Consider the following 26,988-nt stretch of genomic DNA (forward strand, 5'->3'; position numbering starts at 1 on the left):
GGCAGAAACCGGCCGCCGCCAGGGCTAATCTCGGCTTCGCCCAGAGCCGAAGCGCAAGCGCAGCTTCTTGAGCCTGCGCAGAGTTGGATCAGCCAGGAACGACGCGTATTCGACTTTGCCCACGGTCCTGCCTTCAGAGCGGCGCAGCTGTGCGCCCAGGTAGGACAGCATGAATTCACGCCGCTCCACTCCGATGATCCTGCCGGTAGCCTTCGGCGGCAGGAGGATGTCAGATTCGGCGGGAATTCCCGACTGCAGGCGACGAGCCCGCAGCATCTCGCAGTCGAATTGGATTCCGAAGACAAGCGCCAGGTTCGTCAGCCACAGCCACGTGAGCAGCACAAACGGAATCGAAAGCGCGCCGTAGGCCGATGCGAAGCCGACAGTGATGACGAAGAAGTACACACCCGCGGTCAGCAGAAGCCAGGCGACAAGAGCCACACCGGCGCCGACCGTGAGGGGATTGCGCTGCGGCCGCTTCACATTGGACGTCCACGCGCCGAGCACCGCGATCGTGAAGAACATGAACAGGACGATCAGCGGAAACCGGGCGATCTTCCACGCAAGAAGCGCAGAATCGGGCGGGTTGAAGAACTCAAGCCAGTCCGTCCGGCCCGTCAGCAGACCGAAAATCGCGATGATGAGCGGAATCAGCAACAGGGTCACCAGGAACGACTGGAACCGCAGCACCCACCAGGTGCGGCCCTCGGCCACCTCGAACACCTCGTTGACCATGAGCCCGAAAGTGCGCACATAGCGGCCAGCCGACCACAGGGACAGAATGATGCCGCCGATGAACACCGGAAGGTTCGCCGACGACCGCGCCATCGACATGAGCGGATCGTACAGACTCTGCAGACGCGACCAGCCGGTCACCTGCTCGAACACATTGAGGATCGCCTCGACAGTCGTCGGGCCCTGACCGAACACCGTCAGCATGGAAATCCCGGCACCGAGGGCCGGGATGACAGACAGAAGGAAGTAGTAGGAGAGGGTAGCCGCCGAATCCATCCGCCGATCGTCGCTGAAGCGCTGGATTGTCCGCGCCCAGGCGTAGGCCCACGAGGTGCGGGTCAGCTTCGCCTTTTGTCGGTGGGGAAACAGATCACTGCGGTCAGACACACGCCCCACTCTACCCGCGCCCCCGGCGCGGGGGCAGAAACGGCGACGGGCGCCTCGTCAGAGAAGACGAGGCGCCCGTCGGCGAGGATCAGTCACATCACTTGCGTGCGTTCACTGCTTCCGTAGCCTGCGGCAGAACGGTGAAGAGGTCACCGACAACGCCGTAGTCCGACAGTTCGAAGATGGGAGCTTCGTCGTCCTTGTTGATGGCGACGATGTTCTTCGAGGTCTGCATACCTGCGCGGTGCTGAATAGCACCGGAAATGCCGGCTGCCACGTACAGCTGCGGGGAGACGACCTTACCGGTCTGACCCACCTGCGAGGAGTGCGGGTACCAGCCGGCGTCAACAGCGGCGCGCGAAGCACCGACGGCCGCGCCGATGGCGTCAGCGAACTGTTCGACCGGACCGAAGTCACCACCGGTGCCGCGGCCACCCGAAACAACAGCTGCTGCTTCGGTCAGGCTGGGACGGCCGGAGGCTGCCTTTTCTTCGACAGCGGTGATCTTGGCGGTCTTGGCAGCGTCCGAGGCGGCGAAGTCAACAGCTTCAACCGCACCCGCGCCGGCAGCTTCAACAGCTTCGACCGAGTTGGGCTTGAGCAGGATGTGCGGAACACCCTTGATGACCTTCGACTTGACGGTGTAGGCACCGGCGAACACCGACTGGGTGGCCTGGCCTTCACCATCGAGGTCCGAAGCGTAGGCCATGACACCGGAGCCGGTCTTCGCAGCCGAACGGGCCAGGACTTCCGTGTTGTCGGTCGAAGCCGAAGCGAGAACGGCAGCCGGCTGACGCGACTCGACGAGCGAAGCGACGAGCTCACCCTGCGGGGCGATGAGGTATTCGGTCAGCGAAGCGTCAGATGCGACGAGGACCTTCGCTGCGCCGTACTTGCCGAGGTCAGCGGCAGCGGTCTGGGCGTCAGCGTCCGAGCCGACGAAAACGGCGACGGGCTCGCCCAGCTGAGCTGCTGCGGTGAGGAGTTCGAACGTGGACTTCTGAACGGTTCCGCCCACGTGGTCAACGAGTACGAGTACTTCAGACATAAATCTTCCTTAGAGATTCGGTATGGGCAGGGATCAGACGAGCTTCTTCGAGGCGAGCCACTCGACGAGCTGGTTTCCGCCTTCGCCTTCGTCGGTGACGATTTCGCCGGCCTGGCGCGGCGGAGCGGCAGCGATCTCAACAACTTCGGTGTAGGAGCCGGCAGCGCCGACTTCGCCTTCGTCGAGGCCGAGTTCGGAGAGATCGTACTCTTCCAGCGGCTTCTTCTTGGCGGCCATGATGCCCTTGAAGGACGGGTAGCGCGGGTCGTTGGTCTGGTCGGTGACCGAAACCAGAGCCGGCAGCTGCACTTCGATGGTGCGCGATGAGGAGTCGCCGTCACGGCGGGCCTTGATGGTCTGGCCGTCGAGCTCAGCGGCCGAAACGACCGTGGCGGCGGGCAAGCCGAGCAGTTCGGCAACCTGGGTCGGAACAACCGAGGTGTTGCCGTCGGTCGATGCGAAGCCGGTGAGGATCAGGTCGACCGGACCCTCTTCTTCTTCGACCTTCTTGACTGCGGCGGCGAGAACCTTCGCGGTGGCCAGAGCGTCCGAGCCTGCGATGGCGTCGTCGACAATGTGAACACCGGAGTCTGCACCCATCTGGAGGGCCTTGCGGACAGCGTCGACAGCGTCGTCCGGACCGACGGTCAGGGCGATGACTTCGGCATCGTCTGCTTCTTCGGCGAGGGTCAGTGCGAGTTCGACGGGGTATTCGTCGAGCTCCGACAGCAGGCCGTCGCTTTCGCGGTCGACGGTGTTGTCATCGAGGAATTCGGGATCGCCGGCGGCGTCCGGAACGTACTTCACAAAAGTAACAATCCGCATGGGGTTGTCATCCTTCCTGAGGATTCGCGGTTTCCCGCGATCTTCGGTTGTTCGAAGGTGCTGTTCTTCGATCGTATCAATCAAAAAACAAGGTTTTTCTTACCGTTTTCTCTGGTTTGGCTGCGCCGAGATCCTGTGGCGTGTTCCACATGGTCCCCGGCTGCCGCCTCAGATCCGCTCAAACACAGCGGCCAGTCCCTGTCCGCCGCCGATGCACATGGTTTCGAGCCCGTACTGGGCGTCGCGACGGTGCATTTCGTGCGCCAGGGTTGCTAGAATCCGCCCTCCTGTCGCACCGACCGGGTGGCCGAGCGAAATTCCGGATCCGTTGACGTTCATGCGTGAGAAGTCGCTGGATTCGGGTATTTCGCCGTCTGCGGGGAACTCTCCAAAGCCCCACTCGCGGGTGACCGCGAGTGCCTGGGCGGCGAAGGCCTCGTTGAGTTCTATGAGGTCGATATCGGCAAGTCTGAGGTCGGCCCGCTCGAGGGCCGAGGCTGTTGCGGAGACGGGGCCGATGCCCATCCGGGTGGGGTCAACCCCGGCCTGCGCCCACGACACCAGGCGCACCATGGGGGTCAGGCCGAGTTCGTGTGCCCTGTCCAGGGTGGTGACGATGCAAGCTGCCGCACCGTCGTTCTGGCCGGACGCGTTGCCGGCGGTCACGGTCGCGTTCGGGTCCTGCCTGCCCATGATGGGACGCAGTTTTCCGAGTTTTTCTGCCGAGGTGCCGGGCCGGATGTGTTCGTCGGCCGTCACCTGATATTCGGGGGTCTTGCGGTCAGCCGGGATTGTGATCGGCACGATTTCGTCGGCAAAGCGCCCGCCCTCAACGGCGGCTGCTGCCCGGCGGTGGGATTCGACGGCCAGGACGTCCTGTTCTTCCCTGCCGATGCCGTAGTCGGCGCGGAGGTTTTCGGCGGTTTCGATCATGCCGCCGGGAACGGGGTGGTTTTTGCCGCCGGCGGTGGTGCGGCCGCGCGTGAGTCCGTCCTTGAGGTTGATGCCGGGGGCCTTCACGCCGAAGCGGATCTCTTCCGTGTAGAACGGTGCGCGGCTCATGGATTCAGCGCCGCCGGCGATGACGACCGTGGCTGCTCCCGTGGCGATTTCGCCGGCCGCCAGGAGAACCGAGTAGAGCCCGGAACCGCAGCGGCGGTCAACCTGCGAACCGCCGGCGTTCAGCGGCAGTCCCGCGTTGAGTGCTGCCACGCGGCCGAGCGCGGGGGCTTCCGTCGTGGGATAGCAATTGCCGAGGATGACGTCGTCGACGGCGTCACCGGGCAGACCGGAAGTCTTCATGAGTCCCGCGATGACCTCAGAGGCGAGGTCTTCGACGGGCACGTCCCTGAACTGCCCGCCGAAAGCACCGACCGCGGAGCGGACGGGTGAGCAGATCACGATGTCGGTCAATGAATCCCCTTGGGTTCTGTTCTGTGTCGCTCCCCACAATAGAGGGCTGGGGCACTCTGCGCGACACCGGGTAGAACGATCGTTTGAAATTCTGCGGCAACGTTATAAGCGCACCCCGCCTGATCTGCGGGTTTGCTGTTGTCTCCGTTGTGTATCGAATGCCAAGAATCTTTCGCAGAGCTGTTCCGCTCGGCCAGATTGTCTGAGAGGATGACTCAAGTTTCCGTTGACCGCAATGAAGGGGTCTGCGCATGCAACAGCTGTCAAAGCTGCTCGGCAGAGTGCTGAGTGTCATCACTGCGCTCGTCATCATCGTCATGATGCTGCACGTCGTCATCAACGCGCTTTCGCGCTTTTTCTTCTCCACACCCATCTACGGCACAAACGAGATCGCGGGATTCTGGTATCTGCCGATCATTGCCCTTCTGGGCATACCGGTCGCTCAACTGCAGCGCGAGCACATTGTCGTGGCACTTCTGCTGGACCGCATGAGTGCTCGTGCCGCCGGCTGGTGCATGCTCTTGGCGAGTCTGGCCACAGCGGCAGTGTGTGCGGGCTTTGCGTGGTTCGGCCTGCACCGCGCGGTCGAGCAGATGGAGCTCGGGGCGACAGCCGGGGTGACCACGATCATTACGTGGCCGGTGTTCTTCCTCCTGCCCGTTGTGTTCGGACTGATGACGCTCATCTGCGTCCTTGAGGCCATTACCTATTTCCGCGCCGTGCTGTCAGACGAACCTGAACAGATCTACGTGTCGGAAGTCGAAAAGGAAATCGCGGAAGTCGAAGAGAACACCGCGCCCGGCGGCGGCGAAACCGAGCCGCGCAGCACGGAGGTTCGGTCATGACCATGACAACACCCCTGCCCGAAAAAGCCGGCCGACCGCGCATCAGCGCCGGTCCCGGCACCTCGTTCCTTCCGCGCAACACGCGCTTCAGGCCGCGCAGCATGGGAGTCATGCTCGTCGGCACGGCGCTGCTGATAGGCACGATCGTCGGCTTCTTCCTGTCGCCGACCGCGCCGATTGCCGGCGCGTGGTGCATCGGAATGATGCTGGTGCTCATGTTCCTCGGGGTTCCCGTGGCAGCAGCGCTCGCCATCCCATCGATCATCGGCGTCTACGGTCTTTCCGGGATTCCCGCGACCGTCAACATCCTCGCCACGACGCCGTATACGGCCACCGCGAAGTGGACCTATTCGGTGTTGCCGCTGTTCATCTTCATGGGCATGCTCCTATCGCAGTCGGGGCTGACGCAGAAGATCTACCGGGCCACCGACCGCTGGTTCTCGTGGCTGCCCGGTGGTCTGGCAATCGGCACAACCGCGGCCGGTGCCGGACTGTCGTCAGTGTCGGGCTCGACAATCGGCATGACCTATGCCCTGGGGCGGGCCGCGATTCCGGAAATGCTTCGTGCAGGCTACGACAAGCGGGTAGCGCTCGGTTCGGTCATCGTTGCGGGTCTGCCCGGCAACCTCATTCCGCCGTCCATTCTTCTGGTGGTCTACGCCGGCATCGCCTCGGTGCCGGTGGGTCCACAGCTGGTGGCCGGTGCGGTGCCCGGTCTGCTGGTCGCGGTGTTCGTCGCGCTGTTCATCCTTCTGCTCGGCATCGTGTCGCCAAAGCTCGTGGGCAGGGGTGGCAATCGTGGTCCCTCCGCCACATGGGCGCAGAGGCTCAGTTCACTCGGTGAAGTGTGGGGCTTCCCCGTCATCCTCGTGGTCCTGTTCGGCGGAATGTTCTCAGGTGCTTTCACCCCGACGGAAGCCGGTGCAGCAGCGGCACTCACGGCTCTCATCCTCACCCTCATCGAACAGCGCGGAAACAAGCCTTTTGCCTGTGTGGCCCGCGCGGCACTTGCCACGGTCAGCGCCTCCGCCGCGATCTTCTTCATCATGATCGGGGCGGAAATGCTCACCCGCCTGCTGGCGATTACGGGCCTGGCGGAGATCCTCACCGGCTTCGTCACCGGTCTGGGACTGTCGCGCGTGGGCTTCCTCGTGGTTCTCATCGGGGTCTACCTGGTGATGGGCATGTTCTTCGACACCCTGGCGATGATGCTGCTGACCGTGCCGATCCTGCTTCCGGCTGTTGAGGCGATGGGCGTGAACGCGCTGTGGTTCGGGGTGTTCGTGGTGCTGCTCGGTGAAATCGGCATGATCACCCCTCCGGTGGGCATCCTGTCCTACATCGTGCACACGATTGCGAAGAAACCGGACGTCAACCTCGGCACTGAGATCAGTCTGGGCGATGTTTTCCGGTCGCTCGTGTGGTTCCTGCCGATCCCGTTGCTGTTCTTGGTTTTCATGATCGCGTTTCCGCAGGTCGCTGAATGGCTGCCCGGCCTGCTTGAGTCCGCAGGAGGACGATGATGACACACTCCCGCACGATGAGGATGCTCGCCGCGGTCTGCACCGCTGGGGCCGTGGTCCTGACCGGGTGCGCCGGTTCGGTTGCCGGAGGCGCGCTGTCAGGGGAGGGGTCGGGCACCGGCTACGCCTACGGGGCTTCCCAGGACGAGGTGCTCGAGGCGATTGCAGACCTCCCGCCGGTCACGCTGACCTACCAGCCGTCGGAAGCCTCGCCGAAGCTCAAAGAGATTGAGTCAGCCCCTCAGTGGGCGCAGGAAATCAGCGAACGCTCCGGTGGCAAGATCACGGTCAAAATCGTCTACGGACAGGCGATTGCCGGCTACGGCGAAGTGTTCGACGCACTGGCGGACGGCCGCCTCGATTTGGCCTACACGCTGCCGGCCTATCTGCCGCAGGAATTCCCCGCAGCAGGGGCGGTCGGCGACCTGCTGTCAGAAGCCGACCCGTCGCCATTCGTCGGCGAGATGGTCGCCAATGCCGCCTCGACTGAGATTGGCTGGGGCTCCCAGAAAGTGCTGGAGCAGTACGCAAAGAAAGGCGTGTACCCGCTCAACCCGGTTTCCGCCTCGGGCAGCTACTCCAGCCAGTGCAACACCGACGGCTTCGGGACAGACGACTACGGCGGCCGCCAAATCCGCGTGGGCTCGCGCTCGCAGGTCGGCTACGTGAAAGCTCTTGGCGGCACACCGCTGTCCCTGGACTACACGGAAACCTACGAAGCCCTGCAGCGCAAGACAATCGACTGCACCCTGGGACAGATGGTGCCGTCGGCAGAAGCCGGGCTGTTCGAAGTGGCGCAGTACACGGGATACCTGACAGACACCTCGGCACCCCGTGCGGTTGGTGCGGTCATCGCCGGACAGCGGTTCAGCACCCTGCCGCTGGCGTACAGGCAGATCATCTTCGACAGCTACAGCGGGTCCTTCCAGGGACAGATGGACCGCTCAATCGGCGGCAACCACCTGGCCGTCAAGACGATTCACGCCCAGGGTGGAAAGATCGAACCGCTGGAAAAGCCGCTGCAGGCGAAACTCAAAGCGTTCAACCGGGAGCTTGCTGGCAGCGTCGAAGAACAGGGTCTGCTCGAGGAGGGCACCGAAAAGCGGTTTGCCGACGTGCTCGAAAAGTGGCAGAAGAAAGCCGAAGAGCTCGGCTACTCCGACGGGGGAGACTTCGGCACGATGGATGAGTGGTACGACCGGAACACGGACTATGTGCCCTTCGGCCAAGCCGTGTACGAAGAGGTCATCCTGCCGCACCGACCCGGCGGCATCAGCGGAAAAGAAGGCGCGAAGTCATAGAGCGAGGACTGTAAGGGGCGGCGTGCCGAGTGCACACCGCCCCTTATCGTCGCGTTGGGCAATTCTGCTGCGGGCCGCTTGGTTTAGAGAGTGGGGACGTCTTCCAGGAGCGCCTTTGTGTAGGCGTGCGAGGGTGAGCGGAGCACCTCGTCGACAGGACCGAAGTCGACGATTTCGCCCTTGTTGAGCACTGCAATGTCGTCGGCAATGTGCCGGGCGAGTGTGATGTTGTGGGTGACGAACAGCATTGCAAGACCGCGTTCCACCTTGAGCCGGCGCAGCAGGCCGATGATCGAAGCCTGAACCGACACGTCGAGGGCGCTCGTGACCTCGTCGCACACCAGCACATTCGGCGCGTTGACGAGCGCCCGGGCAATCGCCGCGCGTTGACGCTCACCGCCGGAAAGGTCGCCGGGCCGGCGGTCGTAGAACGTCCGGCCCAGCCGCACCGCGTCAAGTGCCTCCTCGACAAAGCCGCGGCGCTGCGCCGGTGTCAGGTCGCGGTTCATCTCGAGCGGAACCGTCAGCGATTCGCCGATTGTGCGGCGCGGGTTGAGCGACGAATACGGCGACTGGAACACGTACTGCAGGCCCTGGAGCTGTTTGACGGAGCGTTTGCGGGTGCTGTTCGGCAGGACGTCACCATCCAGACTCACCGAACCCGTGTAGTGGTCGATAAGGCCCGCAATTGAGCGCGACAGCGTGGTCTTGCCAGAGCCCGATTCGCCCAAGAGCATGGTGCATCGACCCGGCTTAAGCTCCATGTTGATGCCGCGCAGCACCATGTTCGAACCGTAGGAGAGCTTGAGATCGCGGACCTCGAGGGCTGGAACCTCGGCAGCGTCGGCTTCCGCCGCGGTGGGGATGCCGCCGCTTGCGGTGCTCGCATCTGTCCCGCCGATTGTCTTGCGGCCGGCAAGGTCTGGAACCGATGTCAGCAGACGCTGCGTGTAGGGGTGCTGGGGGTCGTGCAGAACCTGCTCGACCGGGCCCTCCTCGACGATGTCGCCGCGCAGCATGACGGCCACGCGGTCGGTGACATCGGCGACGACGGCGAGGTCGTGGGTGATGTAGATGCCGGCAACCCCGTGTCGCTTGGTCATCTGCTGAATCGTGTCGAGCACGTGAGCCTGCGTGGACACGTCCAAGCCGGTGGTCGGCTCATCGAGGATGAGGACGTCGGGGAACATGGCGAACGCCATCGCAATGCCGATGCGCTGCTGCTGACCGCCGGACAGCTGGTGCGGCCATCGTTTCTGGTATTCCCGGTCCGAAGGCAGGCCGACGTCTTCGAGCACTTCGGCAACACGGGCAGCGCGCTCCCGTTCGGAGTCTCCGTAGCCGTGGATGTCGAGCACTTCTCGGATCTGGTCACCCACGCGGATCGCGGGGTTGAGCGAAAGCGCGGGGTCCTGGGGAATGTAGGCGATGCGCTCGCCGCGCAGGAACCGGGTTTCGTCATCGTTCAGCTCTTCGACCACGATCTTCTCGCGGCCTTCGCTGGGCGTGTTCGGGTAGATCGTGGACGTTCCGCCGGTCTGCAGCAGACCTGCCCGGAAATGCCCCATAGCAGCAAGGCCCGCGGTGGTTTTGCCCGAGCCGGACTCGCCGACGAGTCCGAGCATTTCACCTCGGCGAACCGTCAGGTCGATGCCGTGGAGGATCTCCTTGCCGCCGACGGCTTCGACGCGCAGGCCGCGCATTTCGAGAACATTGGGATGTTTCGTCATCACTGCTCCACATTCGTCGAGGCCGTGGCGCGGGCAATCGCGTCCGCCAGCAGGTTGGTGCCGATCGTCAGAACCGCGATGGCAATGACGGAGAGCAGAACTCCCCACGGCTGGACGGTCAGGGCGATCCGGTTTTCGTTGATCATCAGGCCCCAGTCGGCCTGCGGCGGCTGCATGCCCAGCCCCAGGAAGGACAGCGATGCGATCGCGCCGATCGAGTAGGTCAGGCGCAGGCCGGCTTCGACGGACATGGGCCCGGTGATGTTCGGCAGGATTTCGCGCCCGATGATCTTCCAGCGCGGCACCGCGTACATTTCCGCCGCCCGAATGTAGTCCTCGCTGATGACGCTCAGAGTGGCCGAACGGGCAACACGGGCAATGCGGGGAGCGTGGGTCAGGCCGATGACGAGCACGAGCACCCAGCCCTTCGGCCCGGCGATCGTCACGGCCAGCAGGGCGAAGACCAGCTGCGGTACGGCGAGGAACACGTCGTTGATGCGCATGATGAGCGAATCGACGGCCCCGCCGGCGTAGGCGGCGAGCATGCCGAACACGGCGCCGACGACCATGCCGAGCGCCGTTGCCAGAACGGAGTAGACGAGCAGAAGCAGGCCGCCCGCAAGGAAGCGCGATCCGACCGAGCGGCCGAGGTTGTCAGTGCCGAACAGGCCGTGGTTCGAGAAGGGCTTGCCGACGAACTCGTACGGGGTCACGCCCGTGATGGGCGCTGCCAGCAGCGGTCCGAGGAGTGCCAGCGCCACGACGGTGACGGTGATGATCACGCCGATCTTGCCCTCGCGCTGCGCCCAGATGCGCTTGAGGACGTGCGGGGGACGGCTGAGGGATTCTTTGACGCCTTCGTCTGCCGGCGTGAGGCTCTGCTGATCTGACATGATCACTTCCTCAGCTTCGGGTTGGTGACGATGCCGACGATGTCAGCCAACAGGTTGACCACGATGTACACGATTGCCACGAGCAGGGTGATGGCCTGAACCACTTGGACGTCGCGGTAGGTGACCGCGTCGATGAGCGCCTGTCCGATGCCGGGGTAGCGGAAGAGGAACTCCACGACCACAACGCCGCCGGCCAGCCAGGCCAGCTGGATGGCGATGACCTGCGCGACCGGGCCGATGGCGTGGGGCACCGCGTGGCGCAGGATGACGGTGCGTTCGGGAACGCCCTTGAGCCTGGCCATTTCGACGTAGCCGGAGTCAAGCACCTCCGCCATTGTCGTTCGCATCATGCGGGCGATATACGGTGCGACGACCAGGGCCAGGGTGAGTGTGGGCAGGATCAGCTGCAGCGGCAGCTTCCAGACCGGTGTTCCCGGCGGAGACATCGTCACTGCCGGCAGAATGGGGAAGACTGTCGTTGCAAAAATGGTGATGAGGCCGACACCGACAACGAACTCCGGCATAGCCGCGAGGATCAGCGTGACCCACGTGATGGCCGAATCGCGGCGCTTGCCGCGGTGAATGGCCGACACAATGCCGAAGAACAGGCCGACCGGGACGGACACGACGGCTGCCAGCAGCATGAGGATGATCGAATTGCCGATGCGCGGAGCCAGCAGCTGTGAAACCGGACCGCCGGTGGCCGCTGACGTGCCGAAGTCTCCGGTGAAGAGGCCTCCCAGCCACAGGAAGTACCGGACGACGGCCGGCTTGTCGAGGTCCATCTGCTCGCGCAGCGCGGCGAGCCTTTCCGGTGTGGCCTGCTGGCCGAGGATGGCCCGGGCGGGGTCACCCGGCAGGAGCAGGGTGGCCGCGAAGATGATGACGGAGATCGCCAGCAGCACGAAAATGCTGATGAGCAGTCGTTTGAAGATGAGCTGTGCCATGGTGTCGCCTATGCCTGCGCAATCCACACGTCGCGGAACCGGAAACCGGAAAGCGGGATGCCGGTGGCGTCTTCCTTCAGGCCGCCGACGTATTTCTGGTAGGCGTCGACCTGGTTGGCGAAGCCCCAGATGATGTATCCGCCTTCGTCGTACTGCTGCTTCTGGCCCTCCTGGATGATCTTCTTGCGCTTTTCGGGATTGGTTTCGGCTTGGATTCGCTTGACGATGTCGTTTGTCTTTTCGCTGGCCCAGTTGGTTTCGTTGAACGGGGAATTGTCCATGAGGCACTGATCCGCCTGCGGGGCGAAGTTGCGGGTGTACCAGAACGACTGCGCGAAATCCCACTTCAGGTAGTTGTCGCCGAAGAACGTGGTGGTGTCCACCCGGCGGATTTTGATGTCGATGCCGGCGTCGCGGGCCTGTTGGGCGAAGACCTGGGCGGCTTCGACAGTGCCGGACTGGATGGGCGCGGTGACCAGCTCAACCGTGAGGCCGTCGGGATGCCCGGCCTCAGCTAGCAGCTTCTTGGCCTTCTCGACGTCGCGGCGCCGCTGAGGGAACTGCTTGGGGTAGTCGGGGTCGTAGACGCCGAACATGTCGTTGCCCACCTGGCCGTAGCCGGAGAGCACCTGGTTGACCATCTGCTCGCGGTCAATAGCCAAGCGGAAGGCTTGGCGAACGCGCTTGTCGTCAAACGGCGCCTTGTCCACTCGCATGGTGAAGGGAAGCCACATGCCGGTCTCGGAGTTGAGGATCTTCATGCGCTCGTCAGCTTCGATGACCTCGACCAGCGACACGGGAATCTGTGCCACACAGTCCACCTGGTTGGACAGCAGGGCGTTGATGACGGCGTCAGTGTCGTTGAAGTTCAGCAGTTCGATTTCGTCCAGGTGGGGTGTTCCGTCCCAGTAGTGCGGATTCCGCTCCAGCACGGTCGACAGTGCCGGTTCGAAGGACTTGAGCATGAACGGACCCGTGCCGACGGGCTTCTTCGGGTCGTAGTCGGCCGGGACGATCGATGTGGCGTAGTGCGACATGGGGTCGTCGAAGACGCTGTTGGGTGCGCTGAAGCGGAACTCGACTTCGTATTTGCCCTTGGCGTGCATTGTGTCGAGCGTTGAGAGCACGGCCGCGTTCGTCTTCGGGTCGTCGGGGTCGCGAATGCGGTCATAGGAGGCGATGACGTCTTCGGCAGTCATTTCGCGACCGTCGGAGAACTTCACGCCCTCGCGCAGCTTGGCCGTCCACACGGTTGCGTCTTCGTTGGGCTCTACCGATGTGGCCAGGCGGTATTCGACTTCGTAGTCGTGGCCGCGGGCGATGAGGCCCTCGTACATATTCTGCTGGCGGCAGATGTCGGTGGTGTTGACAGAGATGTGCGCATCGACGGTGTCGGCTGATGTTCCGCCGGTCAGGCCCACTCGCAGCTTTCCGCCCTTGACGGGTTTGGTCAGGTCGAACTCAGGAGTCGTATTCACGCCGCAGGCACTGAGCATGCCGGCCGCACCGACGGCTGTTGCTGTTCCGAGTAGGCGGCGACGGCTGATGCGACGGCTGAGCAATTCGGTGCCGTTTTTGGTCGCCATCATTCGCCTGCTTTCACATTATCTGAGTTACCTTGGCGAAAATCACGGTAACACGATAGGCGGCTTCGCGGGTGAGGCTTCCGGCCATTCGGAAGTCACTGCACGAAAAGCGCCCGCCGGCCGTTTCCGTCCGACGGGCGCTGCTTTCAGGCGCGATGTGCGTATCAAAGATCAGCGCTGGAGCCTCACATCGAGATTGAACGGCCCAGCCAGGCGGGCGATTCTTCGATCAGCGGCTGCAGGCGCTTCAGCACCTCGTCGGGGAAGTCGGCAGCGCGTCCGGCCTTCTGGTCGACGTGCAGGCACATGACTTCCTCTGTGAACAGGAGGTCATCGCCGTGGAACATTTCGTAGGCGATGTGCAGCTTCTTGCCGGCGGCGCCGACCACGCGCGGACGTACCTCGACTTCAGCGCCCAAGCCGATTTCCCGCAGATACCGCAGGTGGGTCTCAACCGTGTAGAGCGAACATCCCGTGCTCTTGCGGTACTCCTCATCCAACCCGATGTCGATCATGAGCTGATCCGTGGCAAAACCGCAGATGAGCACGTAGTAGGCCTCTGACAGGTGCCCGTTGTAGTCGATCCACTCCTGCTTGATCTCGGTGCGGTACGGGGTGATCGCGGTCATGCGTCCTCCTGGGTGCAGGTCGGGTGGGTCTGCTGGAAATCACGAGGTGCCAGATCCCCGGGTCTGCTCAGGCTACTTCACGGAAGGTCAGGCAGGGTTCGTCGGCGACTTTCGGCAGGAGGGTTTCCATCATGTCGGTCACGGACTGCGGGGTTTCCGTACCGTGCTCCCACACCTGGAAACCGGCGCGGTGGAAGAACGTGGCGCGTTCCTGCGGGATCTGCGTGATCAGACGGCAGCGGGTGGGCAGGCCCGCCTGTTTGAGGATCTGCGGGGCCATGCCCAGAAGAACGGTGCCCAGGCCTTTGCCCCGGAAGTCCGGATCGGTTGCCAGGCCGCGGATAAACAGTGCTGTGGGGGTCTGCTCCTGCTGGTTGCCGGAGCTGAAGTCAACGGCTGTGACAACGAGAGCGGCGACGATCTCACCGGCGTCGTTGAGCGCTACGAGACCTGCGTCCTGCTCTCCCACGTGGAACGGCACGAGCGTCTTCGAATCTGGGTCGGGCGTTGGCGCAAGACCCGTGATGAGTGCTTCGACGTCGTCGCTGAGTTCGGGTGTGAGCAGCTCGAAGGTGAAGCTGGCCGCCATGAGCGCCTCCGCGTAGCGGCGGTGTCGCGCGGCGACCTTATCTGCCTGCAATCCGGGGTACAGCATGCTTCGAGATTACGGCGTGAGCCGCGTGCACTGAGGCGGGGCCTGCCCCTCAGGTTCTGAGCGCCCAGTGGTATAAGCAGCGCCAGTGCACACGTAGACTGTGCGGCATGGGAAAGAAGTCCAGGAAGTCATCAAAAGACGTTATTGCCAAGCGCCTCGCAAAAGCCCAGGCCGCAGCCTTTGTGCCCCGCCCCTACGAGGGTCTGCCGTTTGAGGTCGACATCGTCAGCCTTAAGGAGCTCGTGCCTGCGGCAACCGCCACGGCCAAGCTGAAAGACGAATTCGGCGGCGACGAAGTCGTCATCGCCTCACTCCTTCCTTCCGCCTGGCAGGCACACAAGCGCCACGACGGTGTCATCTTCGGCGGCCTCCAGGTGGCAGTGTCCAGCCCCGACCCCTCGCGTGACCTTGCCGCGGCACTGCTGGAAGTCAAAGACATGGAACCCGGCAGCTTCGTTGCTGCGACCAGCAGCCCCGGCCAGGGTCCGCGCCTGCAGGACATTCTCGACCTTGACGCTCCGTTCAAGGTTCGCGTCCACGAAACCTTCGACTACTGGCTTCCGCAGGACGGTTCGCTTGACGGTGACGAAGACACCCAGGCGGCCATCGAACAGGCCAACAACCTCATCAGCCCCACTGACAAGCTCGTCGAAGCTGAGGGTGCCTACTGGACCGAAATGGGTGACGGCCGCTACGTCCGCTGGGCGATCGGCGAAAACGAAGACACCGTCATGGACGCCCTGGCTCGCCTGCACGCGGACGGCAAGAACACCCTCGGCGGCATCGGCCGCTACCTGGGCACTTTCCGCACACAGGGCATCGTCATCCCGGTGTGGGAAGTCGGCAGCGATGTCACAGCCGACGACGTCGACGCTGTCCTCGGCGAATTCGCCGAAATCCTGGCCCAGGCGCTGAAGAACACGGAACCGCTCAGCGCTGATGAGCGCCGTGCGCGTGCCGGAGTCGTGTCGCGTCAGCTGACCATCCGATGACAGACACCCTGCGCTTCGGGTTCCTGGGCCCAGCGGCAACCTTCACGGAAGCCGCGCTCCTGCGCCTGATTGCAGATCGCGGTTTTGCCGACGCGCAGCGCATCCCCGCACACAGTGTGGACGAAGCGCTCGCGGCGGTGGCCGCCGGCGACCTTTCGGGGGCGGTTGTGCCCATGGAGAACTCGGTCGAAGGCGGGGTGCCTGCAACGCTTGATGCGCTCACCCGGCACGGAGAGCTGCAGATTGTTGCGGAAACCCTCATCGACGTCCGCTTTGTGCTCGCGGCGCGCCCCGGAACGCAGCTGAGCGACATCACTGCCTTCGGCACGCACCCCCACGCGGAAGCACAGACACGCGGCTGGGTGGCTGGGCACCTGCCCGGTGCAACCTACGTGCCGGCTTCGAGCACCGCTGCCGCCGCACAGACCGCCGCCGAAGACGGCAGTGACTATCAGGCGGCCGTGTGCCCGGCTCTTGCCGCCCAGCGGTACGGGCTCGAAGTCCTCGCCGATGACATCGGCGATCGCCATGACACCGTCACTCGTTTCGTTCTGGTGCGCAAGCCTGCCGCAATGCCTCCTGCCACGGGAGCGGACAAGACCACGATCGTCGCGGCACTGGCCTCCGACCGTGCGGGGTCTCTGCTCGAACTGCTCGAACAGTTCTCGACCCGCGGAGTCAACCTCGCCCGCATTGAATCGCGGCCGACCGGCGACGGGCTGGGCCTCTACCAGTTCTCCCTCGACCTTGTCGGCCACGTGGCTGAACCGCGGATCTCCGAGGCGCTCGCCGGTGTGCATAGGCTGGCCAGGCGCGTGCAGTTCCTCGGGTCCTATCCAGCGGCGGAGTCCTCGGTCGAACCGGTGGATCCGCGAATGACCGCAGACTGCTTCGAGGCGGCCGACGCGTGGGTTGAAGGAATCCGCTCCTACCTCAGCTGAGCAGGCCAAACATGCGCGTGTAATCTCCGCCACAGCGCTGTCTTAAACCGTCACATGATTTCATAAGGCCTCATCCGGTGGCCGACAATCGTCGCCGGAGGTTTCATGATCACAATCGACGGTGTCAGCCGCACTTATGGCAGCGGGGAATCCGCGGTCCACGCGCTGCGCGATGTTTCTCTGCACGTTGAGCAGGGCAGCATTTTCGGTGTTGTCGGCCAGTCCGGCGCTGGTAAGTCCACTCTTCTGCGCTGCGTCAATGCGCTTGAACGTCCTGACAGCGGGACCGTGACAGTCGGGGATCACCCCATCAGCTCCCTGCGCGGGCGCAGGCTTTCGGAAGCACGCCACGACATCGGAATGGTGTTTCAGCACTTCAACCTCGTGGGCAACCGCACCGTGGCCGACAACGTCGACTTCGCGCTCGAAGCTGTCGGTCAGCCGCGCACCAAGCGTCGCCAGCGCGTTGGTGAGGTCCTTGAGCTCGTGGGCCTGTCTCACCGCGCAGACCACCACCCACGCCAGCTGTCCGGCGGACAGCGCCAGCGCGTCGGCATCGCCCGGGCGCTGGCAGCTCAGCCCAAAGTTCTGCTCAGCGACGAGGCCACCAGCGCGCTCGACCCGGAAACCACCCGGTCAATTCTCGACCTCATCAAAAAGCTCAGCGTCGAACTCGACCTGACCGTCCTCCTCATCACCCACCAAATGGACGTCGTCAAGCGCATCTGCGATTCCGCGGCACTCATGGAAGACGGCGCCGTGCAGGAAACCGGAACCCTGCCGGAGCTCATCAGCTCACCCGGCAGCCGGATTGCAGACGAACTGTTCCCCGTCGGCGCCTACGCGCCGGTTCCGGGACACGAAATCGTCGACGTGACCTACTTCGGAAGCGAAGCCACCGACGGTGCGGTCGTCAAACTCGCCCGCGAACTCGACATCGACGTATCGATCCTCGGGGCGGCTCTGGAAACCGTTGACGGCAAGCAGGTTGGCCGCACCCGCCTGGCGGTGCCCGGTGATGGTCGGCAGGCCGAGGCGGTCGTCGATAACTTCCGTTCGCGCGGCCTCGTGGCCTGGCGTGCGCAGGAACAGGGGGGTGCGGCATGACCGACATCAACAACCCCGACTTCTGGCCTCAGCTGTTCAGCGTCCTGTGGAAGGGCACCCAGGAAACCCTGTTCATGGGTTCGGTGGCAATGTTCTTCACCCTCCTGGTGGGGCTGCCGTTGGGCATTGTGCTCGTCGCAACCGAAAAGGACGGTTTCCTCGCTGCACCGTTCGGCCAGCGCTGGCTGGGCGCAATCATCAACTGGGTGCTCGGGTTCGTCGTCAACGTCGGCCGCTCCGTGCCGTTCATCGTGCTCATGATCGCGCTCATTCCCACAACGCGCTTCGTCATGCAGATGTTTACCGGCCGAGCGACGTTCATTGGCACGGAAGCCGCAACGGTTCCGCTGACGCTGGTGGCCATCCCGTTCTTTGCCCGCATGGTCGAAATCGCGGTGCGCGAAGTCGACCCCGGTCTGCTGGAGGCCGCTGAATCCCTCGGCGCGTCCCGGTGGCTGACCATTCGCCGCGTCATCATGCCGGAAGCGACACCGTCGATCATTCTGGGCACAGCGACGACCCTGACCTCGATCATCAACTTCTCGGCGATGGTCGGCACGGTCGGCGGCGGTGGTCTGGGCCAGGTTGCGATCACGTACGGACACCAGATGTACTCGCCGATTCACATGGTCGCCGTCATCATCATCCTGTTCGTCCTCGTGCAGATCATCCAGACAGCCCTGAGCTTCATTGCCAAGCGGTACGGACGCGCCAAGCCCCGCCACCGCGGCTTCTTCAGCCGTCAGATCTGACGGAGCGCAGACAAACACACAGAAAAACCCACCTAAGGAGAAACATGAAGGTATCGGCTCGCCGCGGCATCATCGCCGCAGTCGCTGCTCTCAGCCTCACACTGTCCGCCTGCGGCGGCGGTGCACAGAAGTCAGAAGACGCATCGCTGGACACCCCGCTGAAGGTCGGCGCTCTGGCCGTCCCGGCCGGTGAAATGCTCACCCACGTGGCTGACGAACTCGCCGAAAAGGAAGGCATCAACGTCGAGTTCGTTGAGTTCAACGACTACAACACCCCCAACCCGGCGCTGTCGGACGGTTCGATTGATGCGAACCTGTTCCAGCACCAGGACTTCCTCGACACCTACAACGAGGAAGCCGGCGGTGACCTCGAATCGGTTGGCGAAATCTACCTGCCGGCGGCTGCCTTCCACTCGAAGAAGTACAAGTCGCTCGACGAACTCCCTGATGGTGCTGTCGTGTCGATCCCGAACGACCCGACGAACGAAGGCCGCGCCCTTGAACTGCTGCAGGAAGCCGGCGCGATCAAGATTGAGGACGGCGCAACCAAGCCCGACGGCATCACCGAGAGCAAGAAGAACTTCAAGTTCCAGGAAGTCGACAACGCGAGCCTTCCGCGCACGCTTGAAGATGACGATGCCGCCTTCGTCACCTCGTCCTACGCCATCCCGGCCAAGCTGACGAAGGACACCATCATCGCGACCGAGGAAGAGGGTTCGAAGTACTACAACGTGCTTGCCACTCGCCCCGAGCTCAAGGATGACGAGCGCATTCAGAAGCTCCACAAGATCCTGACCTCGCAGGACATGGCTGACTTCATCAACGAGAAGTGGGACGGCCTCATCCTGCCGAACGTTCAGTAAGACACTCGCTGTCAGAAGCGACGGAAAGGGGCCGCGGGAGTTTTCCCGCGGCCCCTTTCCGTGTGCTCCCTACGGGCTTAAGGAAGAAAGTAGGAGCAAAGTCAAAACAGCAAGTATTCGCCCTATAAGGGAGGTGGTGCAAAGCAAGCCGTCTACAAGTATAAATATAAAGGGAAGAGGCATACTGTTGTGGTCGCCTACGCATTGAAAGGAGGGGAGATCAGTAATGGATGGGTTAGATAGTAAGAGTCAGCTGGCTCGTGAGATCTCGGCAGCGCCGTACGATAATTTTTCTGATGCGCTCAAACTTTCGGAGGGTATGTCAATTGCTCACGTGCGAGAGGCTCTTGAGGAGAAAATCGCGCCCAACGACTCAGCTCTCTGCCATCGTTTCATTGAGCAGTGGCTTGATCGCTTGGAGCCTATACAAAAACTAGCGGCATCTATTGAGATATCCCACCTTTATTTGTTGGATCTCGTGGATGTGCCACACGCTGAGGACATTATCTTATTGCGCACATTACATAATGGTGCTGGCGCAATTGAGGCCCTCAGATCCGAACTTCTTTCTAATCGAGATCTGGGACGAAATCCTGACGCCAGTTTCGGATTGAAGTTTGTTAAAGCCATCGAAGCTGAAACCTGCGAACCACTGAAAGCCGTCGTCGAGAAACTGCACTCCAATTCTGATCGACTTGAAGTGCTGATTCAACGTGCAGACGCTGAGGTGAAAGCCCAGGAATAGCCGGATCATCTTCAGGACTCAACACCCGGCTCTGGGCTCACGCCGGTCTGTCAGTGCAGCTTGATGCTCAGCCCCTGGATCTGCTCGTAGGGGTTGAGCGTCATCGTCACGGTGCGGCTGCCGAGCGTTCCGGTCACGGTCCACGTCGCCGACGAGGCGCCTGTGAAGTGAGGCTCGATGGGCTCCTTTTCGACTTCTCCCGTGTGCTCGCGGGCTGCCGCCCACGCCGCCAGGCGCTCCTGGCGCGGCTGGTCGAGATCCACGTTCATGGAGAACACGTCGTCAGCCGCACTGTCGTCGCCGGTGCGGATCATGTCCTCAGCAATGCGGACCAGTTCCAGAGCGCGGTCGCTTGGGCCGAATGCGCTGACGGAGCGAACGGGGACAACCAGCCCTGCTCCCGGCCCCGTGGGGGTCGCGGTTGGTGCCTCTGTGCGCGGCCACACGGGGCTGGAGGGGTCCTCGTGGCGCTGAACTGCGAGCCCAGCTTCGAGAGCTTTGGCGGTGACGGCTTCCGTAGGGTAGCCGGTCAGAGCGGTGAAGAGAATGACCCCGGTGCGGCTGGCAGCGTGCCAGCGCATGTGCAGACCGAAACCGGGGTAGCCGCCGGAATGTCCAGCGAAGCTGCCGAAGCGGGTGTCGAAATAGCAGCGCAGGCCCAGCCCGTAGCCGCCGCTGACCGCGAACAGCTCAGGGCCGCCATGAGCGGCGTCAGATGTCCCGTGCGTGATTTCCATGGCTCGCACCGGCTGCTGCTGGTCGGCCAGCACTCGCCGCCACAGGCGCACCCGCCGGGGAGTGTCTTCGCCCGTGGCTGCCGCTATCGCACGGAAAGCCGAATCGTCGCCACCAGGGCTGACGGCGTCGATCTGCGCCTGCACCCACAAGGCGAGGTCGCCCACGGTCGATGCGAGTCCGCCGATGGCCGAAAACGCGCCGGGCAGAGAAATGTCCTGCGGCTCGAGTTCACCGTCGCGAGTGCGCCGGTATCCCGTGACCAGCCGATCCGCATCGAGTTTGCGAACATCGAAACCTGAGGACGTCATGCCCAGGGGAGTGAGGAAGACCTCGTCGATGAGCTGTGCGAAGGGCTTCTGCGCGGCGCGCTCGATGACGAGACCGGCGACCGCATAGCCGAGGTTGGCATAGCGGTAAGCCGTTCCCGCGGGGAAGTCGCGAATGACTGGTTCCCCGAGCAGCTGCAGGAAATCCTCTTGAGACATCGACTCCTGGCGGTCTGCCCAGGGATCGTCCGTCGGCAGACCCGATGACATGCGCAGCAGGTCGTCGATGACGACGTCCTCAGCCCACCCCGCCTCGGCGAGTTCGGGCACCCAGTCGAGAACAGGATCGTCCATCCTCACCGGCTTACCCGGAATGAGACCCCTGACCAAACCGGTCAGGGCAGCTGCCGTGAACGACTTCGTGATCGAGGCGACCCGGAAGATCCGGTCCCGGCCCTCCACCTCGTGAAGTTGGCCTTCTGAAATGATCCCGAACGCCGTTTCCGGCACCCGGGTGGTCTCTTGGCGGATGGTGTCGACAATGGCTTCACGTGCGGTCTGCGACAGCACTCTCACAGCTCCTTCTTCGCGGTTTCAGTCGAGGCGTCGTCAATGTGGAGGTTGGCATAGGAATCACCGAGGATTTCATGCAGACCTTCGTCGTAGCCGATCGTGCGGCGGCTGGCCGCGAAGACGTACATGACAACGCCCAGAAGCAGCCACGCGCCCAAGATGATGTATTCGGCCGGCCACACCAGCGACGACGATGTTCCGGGAACCAGCGCCCACACGATGACGCCGATAGCGCCCAGACCACCGAGCGCGGGCAGGAATGACAGCTTGGAACGGCGAACCGCATTCGGGTACTTGCGCGGCAGCAGGTACTTGGCGATCACCACCATGAACCACACAACACCCAGGTACACGCCGCCAGTGTCGAGGAACCACACGACGGCACCCGGACCAAGCCAACCCAGAGCCAGAGTGACAACGGTCGTCACGATGAGAGCACGGCCGGGAGTCTGCCGCTTGGGGTTGATGACGGCGAGGCTCGGCGGGAGCAGCTGGCCGCGGGCCATGGCCACGATGATGCGCGAACTGGCTACGAACAGGCCGAGGAAGCTGGTGAGCAGGCCCAGGAACGCGATTGCGTAGGCGCCGGTGCCCAGAATGGGGAAGCCGGCCTCGGTGAACGCCGACACGGTGCCCAGGTCCATCTTCGCGACGTCCTGCCACGGCATAACCCACGCGGTTGCGGCAAGAACAGCGGTGTAGAACAGGCCCGCGGTGATGACCGTGAGGACCACCGCACGGCCCACCCGCTTGGGCGATATCTTTGCGTCTTCGGCAAGGACGGCAACAAGGCCGAAGCCCGCCAGGAAGGTCATGCCCGGAATGATGAAGCGCAGAGTGTCAGACACCGGGGCAGTGCCTTCGGCGTAGGCTGGGAAGAAGTTCGACGGCGAGCCGCTGGCGAAGCCCACAACGATCAGTGCTGCGCCGATCAGCACAATCGCTGCGAACATGAACATCTGCACGCGCCCGCCGATCTCAACGCCGAACCAGTTGAGTGCGAACATGAGCAGGGTCAGGATGACGCCGACCGCCAGAACCGGCAGGTACACGGTTTCGCCGTTGATGGTGTAAAGCGGCATCGTCTTCATTGCCGGCACGAAGTTGCTCAGCAGGAAACCGAAGGCGGTGACGTAGAACGCCAGGGACGACACGTAGGCCCCCAACAGCATCCAGCCGGTGAAGAAGGCGGGGCCGCGACCCATCGTGGTGTAGGAGAAGACGACCTCACCGCCGGCGCGGGGGAATGCGGATGTCAGCTCTGAATATGCCAGAGCAACAAAGGAGGCCAGCAGAACGCCGAGCAGCAGGCCGAAGACCATACCGCCGGCGCCGTAGGCGTCCATGAGCTTCGAGTTGGTGTAAATCCAGCTTGTTCCGATGACGCCGGCCACGCCGAACGCCAGAAGCTGGAAAAGACCGAGCGACTTTTTGAGTTCAGCCACGATGTCCCTCCGGGGAAGAGCGCCGGGCTCTCAGTGCCGCAGCGCCAGACGATTGGTTCGCCTCATGATACGACGTGCGGTGTGACCTGCATCAATGTGCCCCGGGTGGGGGTTTGAAGCACCGGGTACGAGGTGGCAGGGCACGAGGTGCCTGCCCGGGTTTGTTCTGAGGGCTGGGCTGGTGCGGTGGGTGGGCTGAGAGCGGGGTTCGGTTCAGCTGTCCCTGCGGGCAAGCCCCTGAACCGGCTCAACTCCCAGGAGTCTGCGCAGGCGCCCCAGGTTGAGGCTGCGGGACTGGGAGAGCTTGCGCACGGCGTAGCGGTCGAGGCCGTCTTTTGGCTTGCGGCCGGTCTTTTCGCGCATCCACGCTGTCGTCAGGGCGAGGTCGGCGGCGCGCTCGTCAAAGCGGAACGGCACGAGCCCCGCGCGTGCCATGAACGTGTTGATGGCATCGCACGGCAAAAAACCGCTAGCAACCTTCTCGGGTTGGCGTGCCCGAAAATGATAAGGAGCCATACCTTAACCCGAGAGACCACAGTGGGACCAAAGTATAAACAGACCAAGCGCAAGCGACCTATATAGATCGATTTAAAGGCAATGCAATAGGTTCAACCCAGTCGCAACTGGGGCCAAATATAACGGTTCGAACGACTGGCATACCCGACAATGCGTGGTGACTATTTCGTCGAAGCGAATAACTGTCCGGGACTCCTCCTTAGATGTTTCTCATATCTTAAGCGGCTTGCCCGGAGATAATCCTGGCAAGCCGCGTATCATGCTAAATTAAAGACGGCAAGAAAGTTAAACTTAAATAACTAAATTTTGATGTGGTAGATCCTATGCACATAGCGGGAAATGATGATTCCACCGTCATGAGTTTTGGTCGAGCCACAGGTTAGCCGAACCGACGAGCCACCCTCTGCCCATTCTTTGGTCATGTTCCAGAATATACTTCTGTTCACCGCCAGGGGCGCGCGTCAACTCCCCAAGAACAACACCACGTGTAGTGTCATAGAGATCTACTCTAACAAATGGCAAGCGAAGCGATTTAGATACTCTCTTGGCGATAGAGACCATTTCGGGTAATGAGCTCGGTACGGGGATACTAAGGTCAGGGGTGCGACCCCGATTAACGACGCCAAGACATTCTCCGTGCTCATCGACATACTTCGACCGGTTCCCATAGACATTTCCATGAGAATCAACGGACCTCAACAATACGTGTAAAACCTGATCGTAGGCCATGTAAATTTTGACGTCATCAGGTATCGTATTACAACCCTGCGCGGGATGAAGGAATTCTTCGACGAAAATGCGACCGTAGGCGACTCCTTTTCTTTCCGCTTCGAGCATATGATCTACAATTTCATCTTGAGTGAATTCCTTCAAGCCGTCCGCCCTTATGTAAACGTCAGGAGACACCCGGCGGAGAGGCAGCACCCCTTGACTAGTAGAGCCGCCGTCAGATTTTAGTACAAACTCGTCCGGTATCACGGAAAAATCGACGTCCGAGATGTTATTCCATTCGCCATAGACAGTGGGTGTTTCAACACCGGCGTTCTTAGCTATCTCATAAACAGCAAGTTTGCTGCCAAGCTTCATTAGAGGGTGGGATTTATAGCGCGGATCATTCGAAAGTATACTGATGTAGTTGATATAGCTTTGCAGTTCACGGTGGAAGCTAGGTCCTCGCAGCCTGGCTTTGGTGTTCCCGAGTGTAGCCTTATAGTCATTCAATTCTTGTTGAATGGCTCGAATAGACTTATGGGTAAGCCGATCCGGTGCTTCGTTTTGCTCTTTCATTTTAACCTCGACGCAGCAGAGATACTTAGCGATTCGATTCTTCGCGAACTGCAATTAAACGGAAACCTGCTTTGGGTCCCAACCGTAAAAAGCCTGAACTCCAGTGTGAAACAGTGTTCTGTCGTTGACTTGCCAGGTGTGGCTTGATTTGTTCGCTTTTCGTTTCACAATAAAGTTGAAACGGTCGGCCGCGTATGGGCGAATGCCGTCTTTTATCAGACGCTGCAGGAAGGAAGAATCTTCAGACTTGCCCATTTCGGGGAAGCGGTACTCGTTAAACAAGTCGCGAGTGCCGCAAAAGGTTGCGCCGCGTATCAGGTCAGTAAACTTGTTCGAGTGCCCAACAAGCGTGCGTACGGTCACGTCGAGCTCCTCAAGATATATGTAAGAATCGGCCTTACCTACGAGCGGAGATGAACTAAAGTTCATGGCATGAAGCAGGTCTGCGGCATACTTCTCCCCGTAGTAATCGTCATCGTCCATTCTTACAATGCAATCACCAGAAGCGGCCTCACATAGTGTGTTTAGGTTTTTGCCTAATGGGTCTGTGTTAGGGGCATGAATTACAGTCGGTGGATCGATTCCTAACTCGTCACATAAGGACATCAACAGCTTCTCGTCAACAGTAAACCCATGCGCTAGATACAAAAGTTCTTTGTTCGAAACGTCTTGTCGGGCGTAATTTGCAAGAACATTGCGGAGCTCGGTAGGGCGATTACTAGTGACAATAAAACTTGCGCTTTGGTCCCTAGATGAAAAAGGGTATTCCAGCATAGCTTGCACTTCCCTGGCTCTGTGCGCGTAAGTATGATTTTCCCACACGTGCCTTTGAGCCTTGTGTACAAGACGATCACGGTACTCGTCTGAGCGTAGTAGCGTGCGCATATTCAGGTATGCGTCTTGCTCGTCATACGTTTCAGTTAGAAGTGAATTTGGAAAAAATCGTTTTGTTGCCGGAGTGGGCTCGGTGACTACAGCTGCGCCACACGCGGTTGCCTCAAATATTCGTCGGGCGCACATTGTATCCGAGTTAACAACCGAATTGACATTAATTACGACTTTATATTCTTTGTAAGCGGTGACCATGCGGTGATACTCGATCGCGCTATGCACATGATCATCGAAGGTCTTTGGAAATTGATATTTCGGGTCCCCGTTGCTTTGGCGAGAAAAAATATCAAGCGATAGCTTCTTGGCGGCTGTCAGCAAGCGATCCATTTGGTGTCGGCGCTCAGGGTATTTATCGCGGAAGTACATACCGCCAAACACGATGTCGCCCTGGCGGGGAGAAATTGAGCTCCGTATCGGATTGTGTAGCTTGGGTTGCGCCGCGAAGGGCAAAAGAGCAACGCGTTCGTGGCCTAGACGAGATTTATATTCCGGTATAAGCTCTCCCTCTGTGGTAAATACGTAGTCAAAAAGTTTCGCGGCATCGATGAAATCTTCAAAGTGCGGGGGGTCTTCTTTATTCCAAAATACTGTGGGTATGCCACTGTCTTTGTAGTATTCTACAAGCTCTATTAATGCTGGCCTTGGTGCAGTTGGGCCGGTAAGGTGATACTTCCACGCTCCGTCGTTGCCCTCCCATGCGCTTTCAACAAATAAGAAGTCTGGGCGACGGGAATGCGTTAGCTCTCGCCAGTTCGTCGGCGTAGGAAAGAACGTGTTCCATTCCAATGAAAAGGCTTCAGCTGTAAATGGATCAGCGATCATCGCTACGTTGGGCGAATGTTCTGGAGCTCTGTCGATCGTTGGCTTCGAGGCGGCGAGTTTGATGTGTCCCTCGTGACCCTCAAGAGGGGGTCTTCCCTTGGCCGCTGAAATATGTTTGGCGCCTTTTTCGAATTGGGTTGTGCTGAATGCCGTGACTTGGGCTTTTATGTCTCTGATGATCGGTGCACTTCTGCCCACAGATCCGGCGATATTATTTATTGTTGGATTTATTTTCCGAGCACGGTTGTCGATTCTTTGAATAATCTGTTGCGCATTCTTGGTTTCAGCTAGCTGCTTATCTGTAGTGTGCTGGAGTTCAGATAGAGAGGTTTCGTTTTCGCTGGTCGCGACTCGGTTGTCTACAAGTAAAATAAGGGCGATAGTGATAGGAATGCTGACAGCAATCAGCAGTGCGAGCTCTGTCCATTGTTGAAGAAGTATAAGCGCCAGGGCTACGAGGGTCTGAACGGCCAGGACTGGCGGTAGGGTTCTCCTCGAGGTTCGCGTGCGAAGACTGTTGGCGAGTCGCAAAG

The 26,988-nt window shown here is 61.4% G+C and carries 24 protein-coding genes; 9 read left to right on the top strand and 15 right to left on the bottom strand.

The features are described 5' to 3' along the window. Positions 1-24 precede the first annotated feature (24 nt). From Bravens_RS08885 to Bravens_RS08900, 4 genes are all read right to left on the bottom strand, one after another. Positions 25-1,122, bottom strand: a complete 1,098-nt coding sequence (locus Bravens_RS08885) for a YihY/virulence factor BrkB family protein (protein WP_062022564.1) — start codon at positions 1,120-1,122, stop codon at positions 25-27. A 97-nt stretch (positions 1,123-1,219) separates the two neighbouring features. Continuing rightward, a complete protein-coding gene (locus Bravens_RS08890; protein WP_019175941.1) occupies positions 1,220-2,170 on the bottom strand; it encodes an electron transfer flavoprotein subunit alpha/FixB family protein in 951 nt (316 codons plus the stop codon). A 33-nt stretch (positions 2,171-2,203) separates the two neighbouring features. Then, on the bottom strand, positions 2,204-2,995 hold the full coding sequence (locus Bravens_RS08895) for an electron transfer flavoprotein subunit beta/FixA family protein (RefSeq protein WP_026022851.1): 792 nt from the start codon (positions 2,993-2,995) through the stop codon (positions 2,204-2,206). Between the two features lie 168 nt (positions 2,996-3,163). Then, positions 3,164-4,408: an acetyl-CoA C-acetyltransferase gene (locus tag Bravens_RS08900; protein WP_062022567.1), complete on the bottom strand. Its 1,245-nt coding sequence runs from the start codon at positions 4,406-4,408 to the stop codon at positions 3,164-3,166. A gap of 251 nt (positions 4,409-4,659) precedes the next feature. Here Bravens_RS08900 and Bravens_RS08905 point away from each other — a divergent pair, with 251 nt between their 5' ends. From Bravens_RS08905 to dctP, 3 genes are read left to right on the top strand one after another with little or no spacing between them, the layout of a single operon-like run. Then, positions 4,660-5,253, top strand: a complete 594-nt coding sequence (locus tag Bravens_RS08905; RefSeq protein ID WP_062022570.1) for a TRAP transporter small permease — start codon at positions 4,660-4,662, stop codon at positions 5,251-5,253. Beyond that, positions 5,250-6,776, top strand: coding sequence for a TRAP transporter large permease (locus Bravens_RS08910; protein WP_062022573.1), 1,527 nt, complete (start codon positions 5,250-5,252; stop codon positions 6,774-6,776). Before Bravens_RS08905 ends, Bravens_RS08910 begins: the two co-directional genes overlap by 4 nt. Further along, positions 6,773-8,077, top strand: a complete 1,305-nt coding sequence (gene dctP, locus Bravens_RS08915) for a TRAP transporter substrate-binding protein DctP (RefSeq protein WP_244878147.1) — start codon at positions 6,773-6,775, stop codon at positions 8,075-8,077. The genes Bravens_RS08910 and dctP overlap by 4 nt, the downstream gene beginning before the upstream one ends. An 83-nt stretch (positions 8,078-8,160) precedes the next feature. Here dctP and Bravens_RS08920 read toward each other — a convergent pair whose 3' ends face one another. The 6 genes from Bravens_RS08920 to Bravens_RS08945 form a co-directional block, all read right to left on the bottom strand. Beyond that, entirely contained in the window at positions 8,161-9,807 is a 1,647-nt protein-coding gene (locus Bravens_RS08920; RefSeq protein ID WP_062022585.1) for an ABC transporter ATP-binding protein, read from the bottom strand. Further along, positions 9,807-10,700: an ABC transporter permease gene (locus Bravens_RS08925; protein WP_231863975.1), complete on the bottom strand. Its 894-nt coding sequence runs from the start codon at positions 10,698-10,700 to the stop codon at positions 9,807-9,809. The genes Bravens_RS08920 and Bravens_RS08925 overlap by 1 nt, the downstream gene beginning before the upstream one ends. A gap of 2 nt (positions 10,701-10,702) precedes the next feature. Continuing rightward, positions 10,703-11,647 (bottom strand): ABC transporter permease, encoded by a 945-nt coding sequence (locus Bravens_RS08930; RefSeq protein WP_061941491.1) that lies wholly within the window; start codon positions 11,645-11,647, stop codon positions 10,703-10,705. 8 nt (positions 11,648-11,655) lie between these two features. Then, positions 11,656-13,236: an ABC transporter substrate-binding protein gene (locus tag Bravens_RS08935; RefSeq protein WP_062022587.1), complete on the bottom strand. Its 1,581-nt coding sequence runs from the start codon at positions 13,234-13,236 to the stop codon at positions 11,656-11,658. A 182-nt stretch (positions 13,237-13,418) separates the two neighbouring features. Next, positions 13,419-13,862 carry a thioesterase family protein gene (locus Bravens_RS08940; protein ID WP_062022591.1) on the bottom strand — a complete coding sequence of 148 codons (444 nt, stop codon included), beginning with the start codon at positions 13,860-13,862 and terminating at the stop codon, positions 13,419-13,421. Positions 13,863-13,929: 67 nt separating this feature from the next. Next, on the bottom strand, positions 13,930-14,517 hold the full coding sequence (locus Bravens_RS08945) for a GNAT family N-acetyltransferase (RefSeq protein WP_062022594.1): 588 nt from the start codon (positions 14,515-14,517) through the stop codon (positions 13,930-13,932). 107 nt (positions 14,518-14,624) lie between these two features. Here Bravens_RS08945 and Bravens_RS08950 point away from each other — a divergent pair, with 107 nt between their 5' ends. From Bravens_RS08950 to Bravens_RS08975, 6 genes are all read left to right on the top strand, one after another. Next, positions 14,625-15,509 (top strand): DUF5926 family protein, encoded by an 885-nt coding sequence (locus tag Bravens_RS08950; protein ID WP_062022595.1) that lies wholly within the window; start codon positions 14,625-14,627, stop codon positions 15,507-15,509. Next, positions 15,506-16,450, top strand: coding sequence for a prephenate dehydratase (pheA, locus tag Bravens_RS08955; RefSeq protein ID WP_062022599.1), 945 nt, complete (start codon positions 15,506-15,508; stop codon positions 16,448-16,450). Before Bravens_RS08950 ends, pheA begins: the two co-directional genes overlap by 4 nt. 105 nt (positions 16,451-16,555) lie before the next feature. Continuing rightward, a complete protein-coding gene (locus Bravens_RS08960) occupies positions 16,556-17,557 on the top strand; it encodes a methionine ABC transporter ATP-binding protein (RefSeq protein ID WP_062022603.1) in 1,002 nt (333 codons plus the stop codon). Further along, positions 17,554-18,309, top strand: a complete 756-nt coding sequence (locus Bravens_RS08965; protein WP_062022606.1) for a methionine ABC transporter permease — start codon at positions 17,554-17,556, stop codon at positions 18,307-18,309. Before Bravens_RS08960 ends, Bravens_RS08965 begins: the two co-directional genes overlap by 4 nt. 44 nt (positions 18,310-18,353) lie before the next feature. Further along, positions 18,354-19,172: a MetQ/NlpA family ABC transporter substrate-binding protein gene (locus Bravens_RS08970; RefSeq protein ID WP_062022608.1), complete on the top strand. Its 819-nt coding sequence runs from the start codon at positions 18,354-18,356 to the stop codon at positions 19,170-19,172. A gap of 226 nt (positions 19,173-19,398) precedes the next feature. After that, positions 19,399-19,917 (top strand): hypothetical protein, encoded by a 519-nt coding sequence (locus Bravens_RS08975; protein WP_061941509.1) that lies wholly within the window; start codon positions 19,399-19,401, stop codon positions 19,915-19,917. Between the two features lie 50 nt (positions 19,918-19,967). Here Bravens_RS08975 and Bravens_RS08980 read toward each other — a convergent pair whose 3' ends face one another. The 5 genes from Bravens_RS08980 to Bravens_RS09000 all read right to left on the bottom strand — a co-directional run bounded on the left by Bravens_RS08980 (position 19,968) and on the right by Bravens_RS09000 (position 26,986). Beyond that, positions 19,968-21,491 carry a serine hydrolase domain-containing protein gene (locus Bravens_RS08980; protein WP_062022611.1) on the bottom strand — a complete coding sequence of 508 codons (1,524 nt, stop codon included), beginning with the start codon at positions 21,489-21,491 and terminating at the stop codon, positions 19,968-19,970. Positions 21,492-21,493: 2 nt separating this feature from the next. Next, entirely contained in the window at positions 21,494-22,939 is a 1,446-nt protein-coding gene (locus Bravens_RS08985; protein ID WP_062022613.1) for an APC family permease, read from the bottom strand. Between the two features lie 213 nt (positions 22,940-23,152). Continuing rightward, entirely contained in the window at positions 23,153-23,374 is a 222-nt protein-coding gene (locus tag Bravens_RS08990; RefSeq protein WP_157452741.1) for a hypothetical protein, read from the bottom strand. Between the two features lie 435 nt (positions 23,375-23,809). Beyond that, entirely contained in the window at positions 23,810-24,742 is a 933-nt protein-coding gene (locus Bravens_RS08995) for an ATP-grasp fold amidoligase family protein (RefSeq protein WP_157452742.1), read from the bottom strand. A gap of 54 nt (positions 24,743-24,796) precedes the next feature. Then, on the bottom strand, positions 24,797-26,986 hold the full coding sequence (locus Bravens_RS09000) for a glycosyltransferase family protein (protein ID WP_062022619.1): 2,190 nt from the start codon (positions 26,984-26,986) through the stop codon (positions 24,797-24,799). Positions 26,987-26,988: the final 2 nt, after the last annotated feature.

The sequence above is a fragment of the Brevibacterium ravenspurgense genome (assembly GCF_001584615.1).
Taxonomy (GTDB): domain Bacteria; phylum Actinomycetota; class Actinomycetes; order Actinomycetales; family Brevibacteriaceae; genus Brevibacterium; species Brevibacterium ravenspurgense.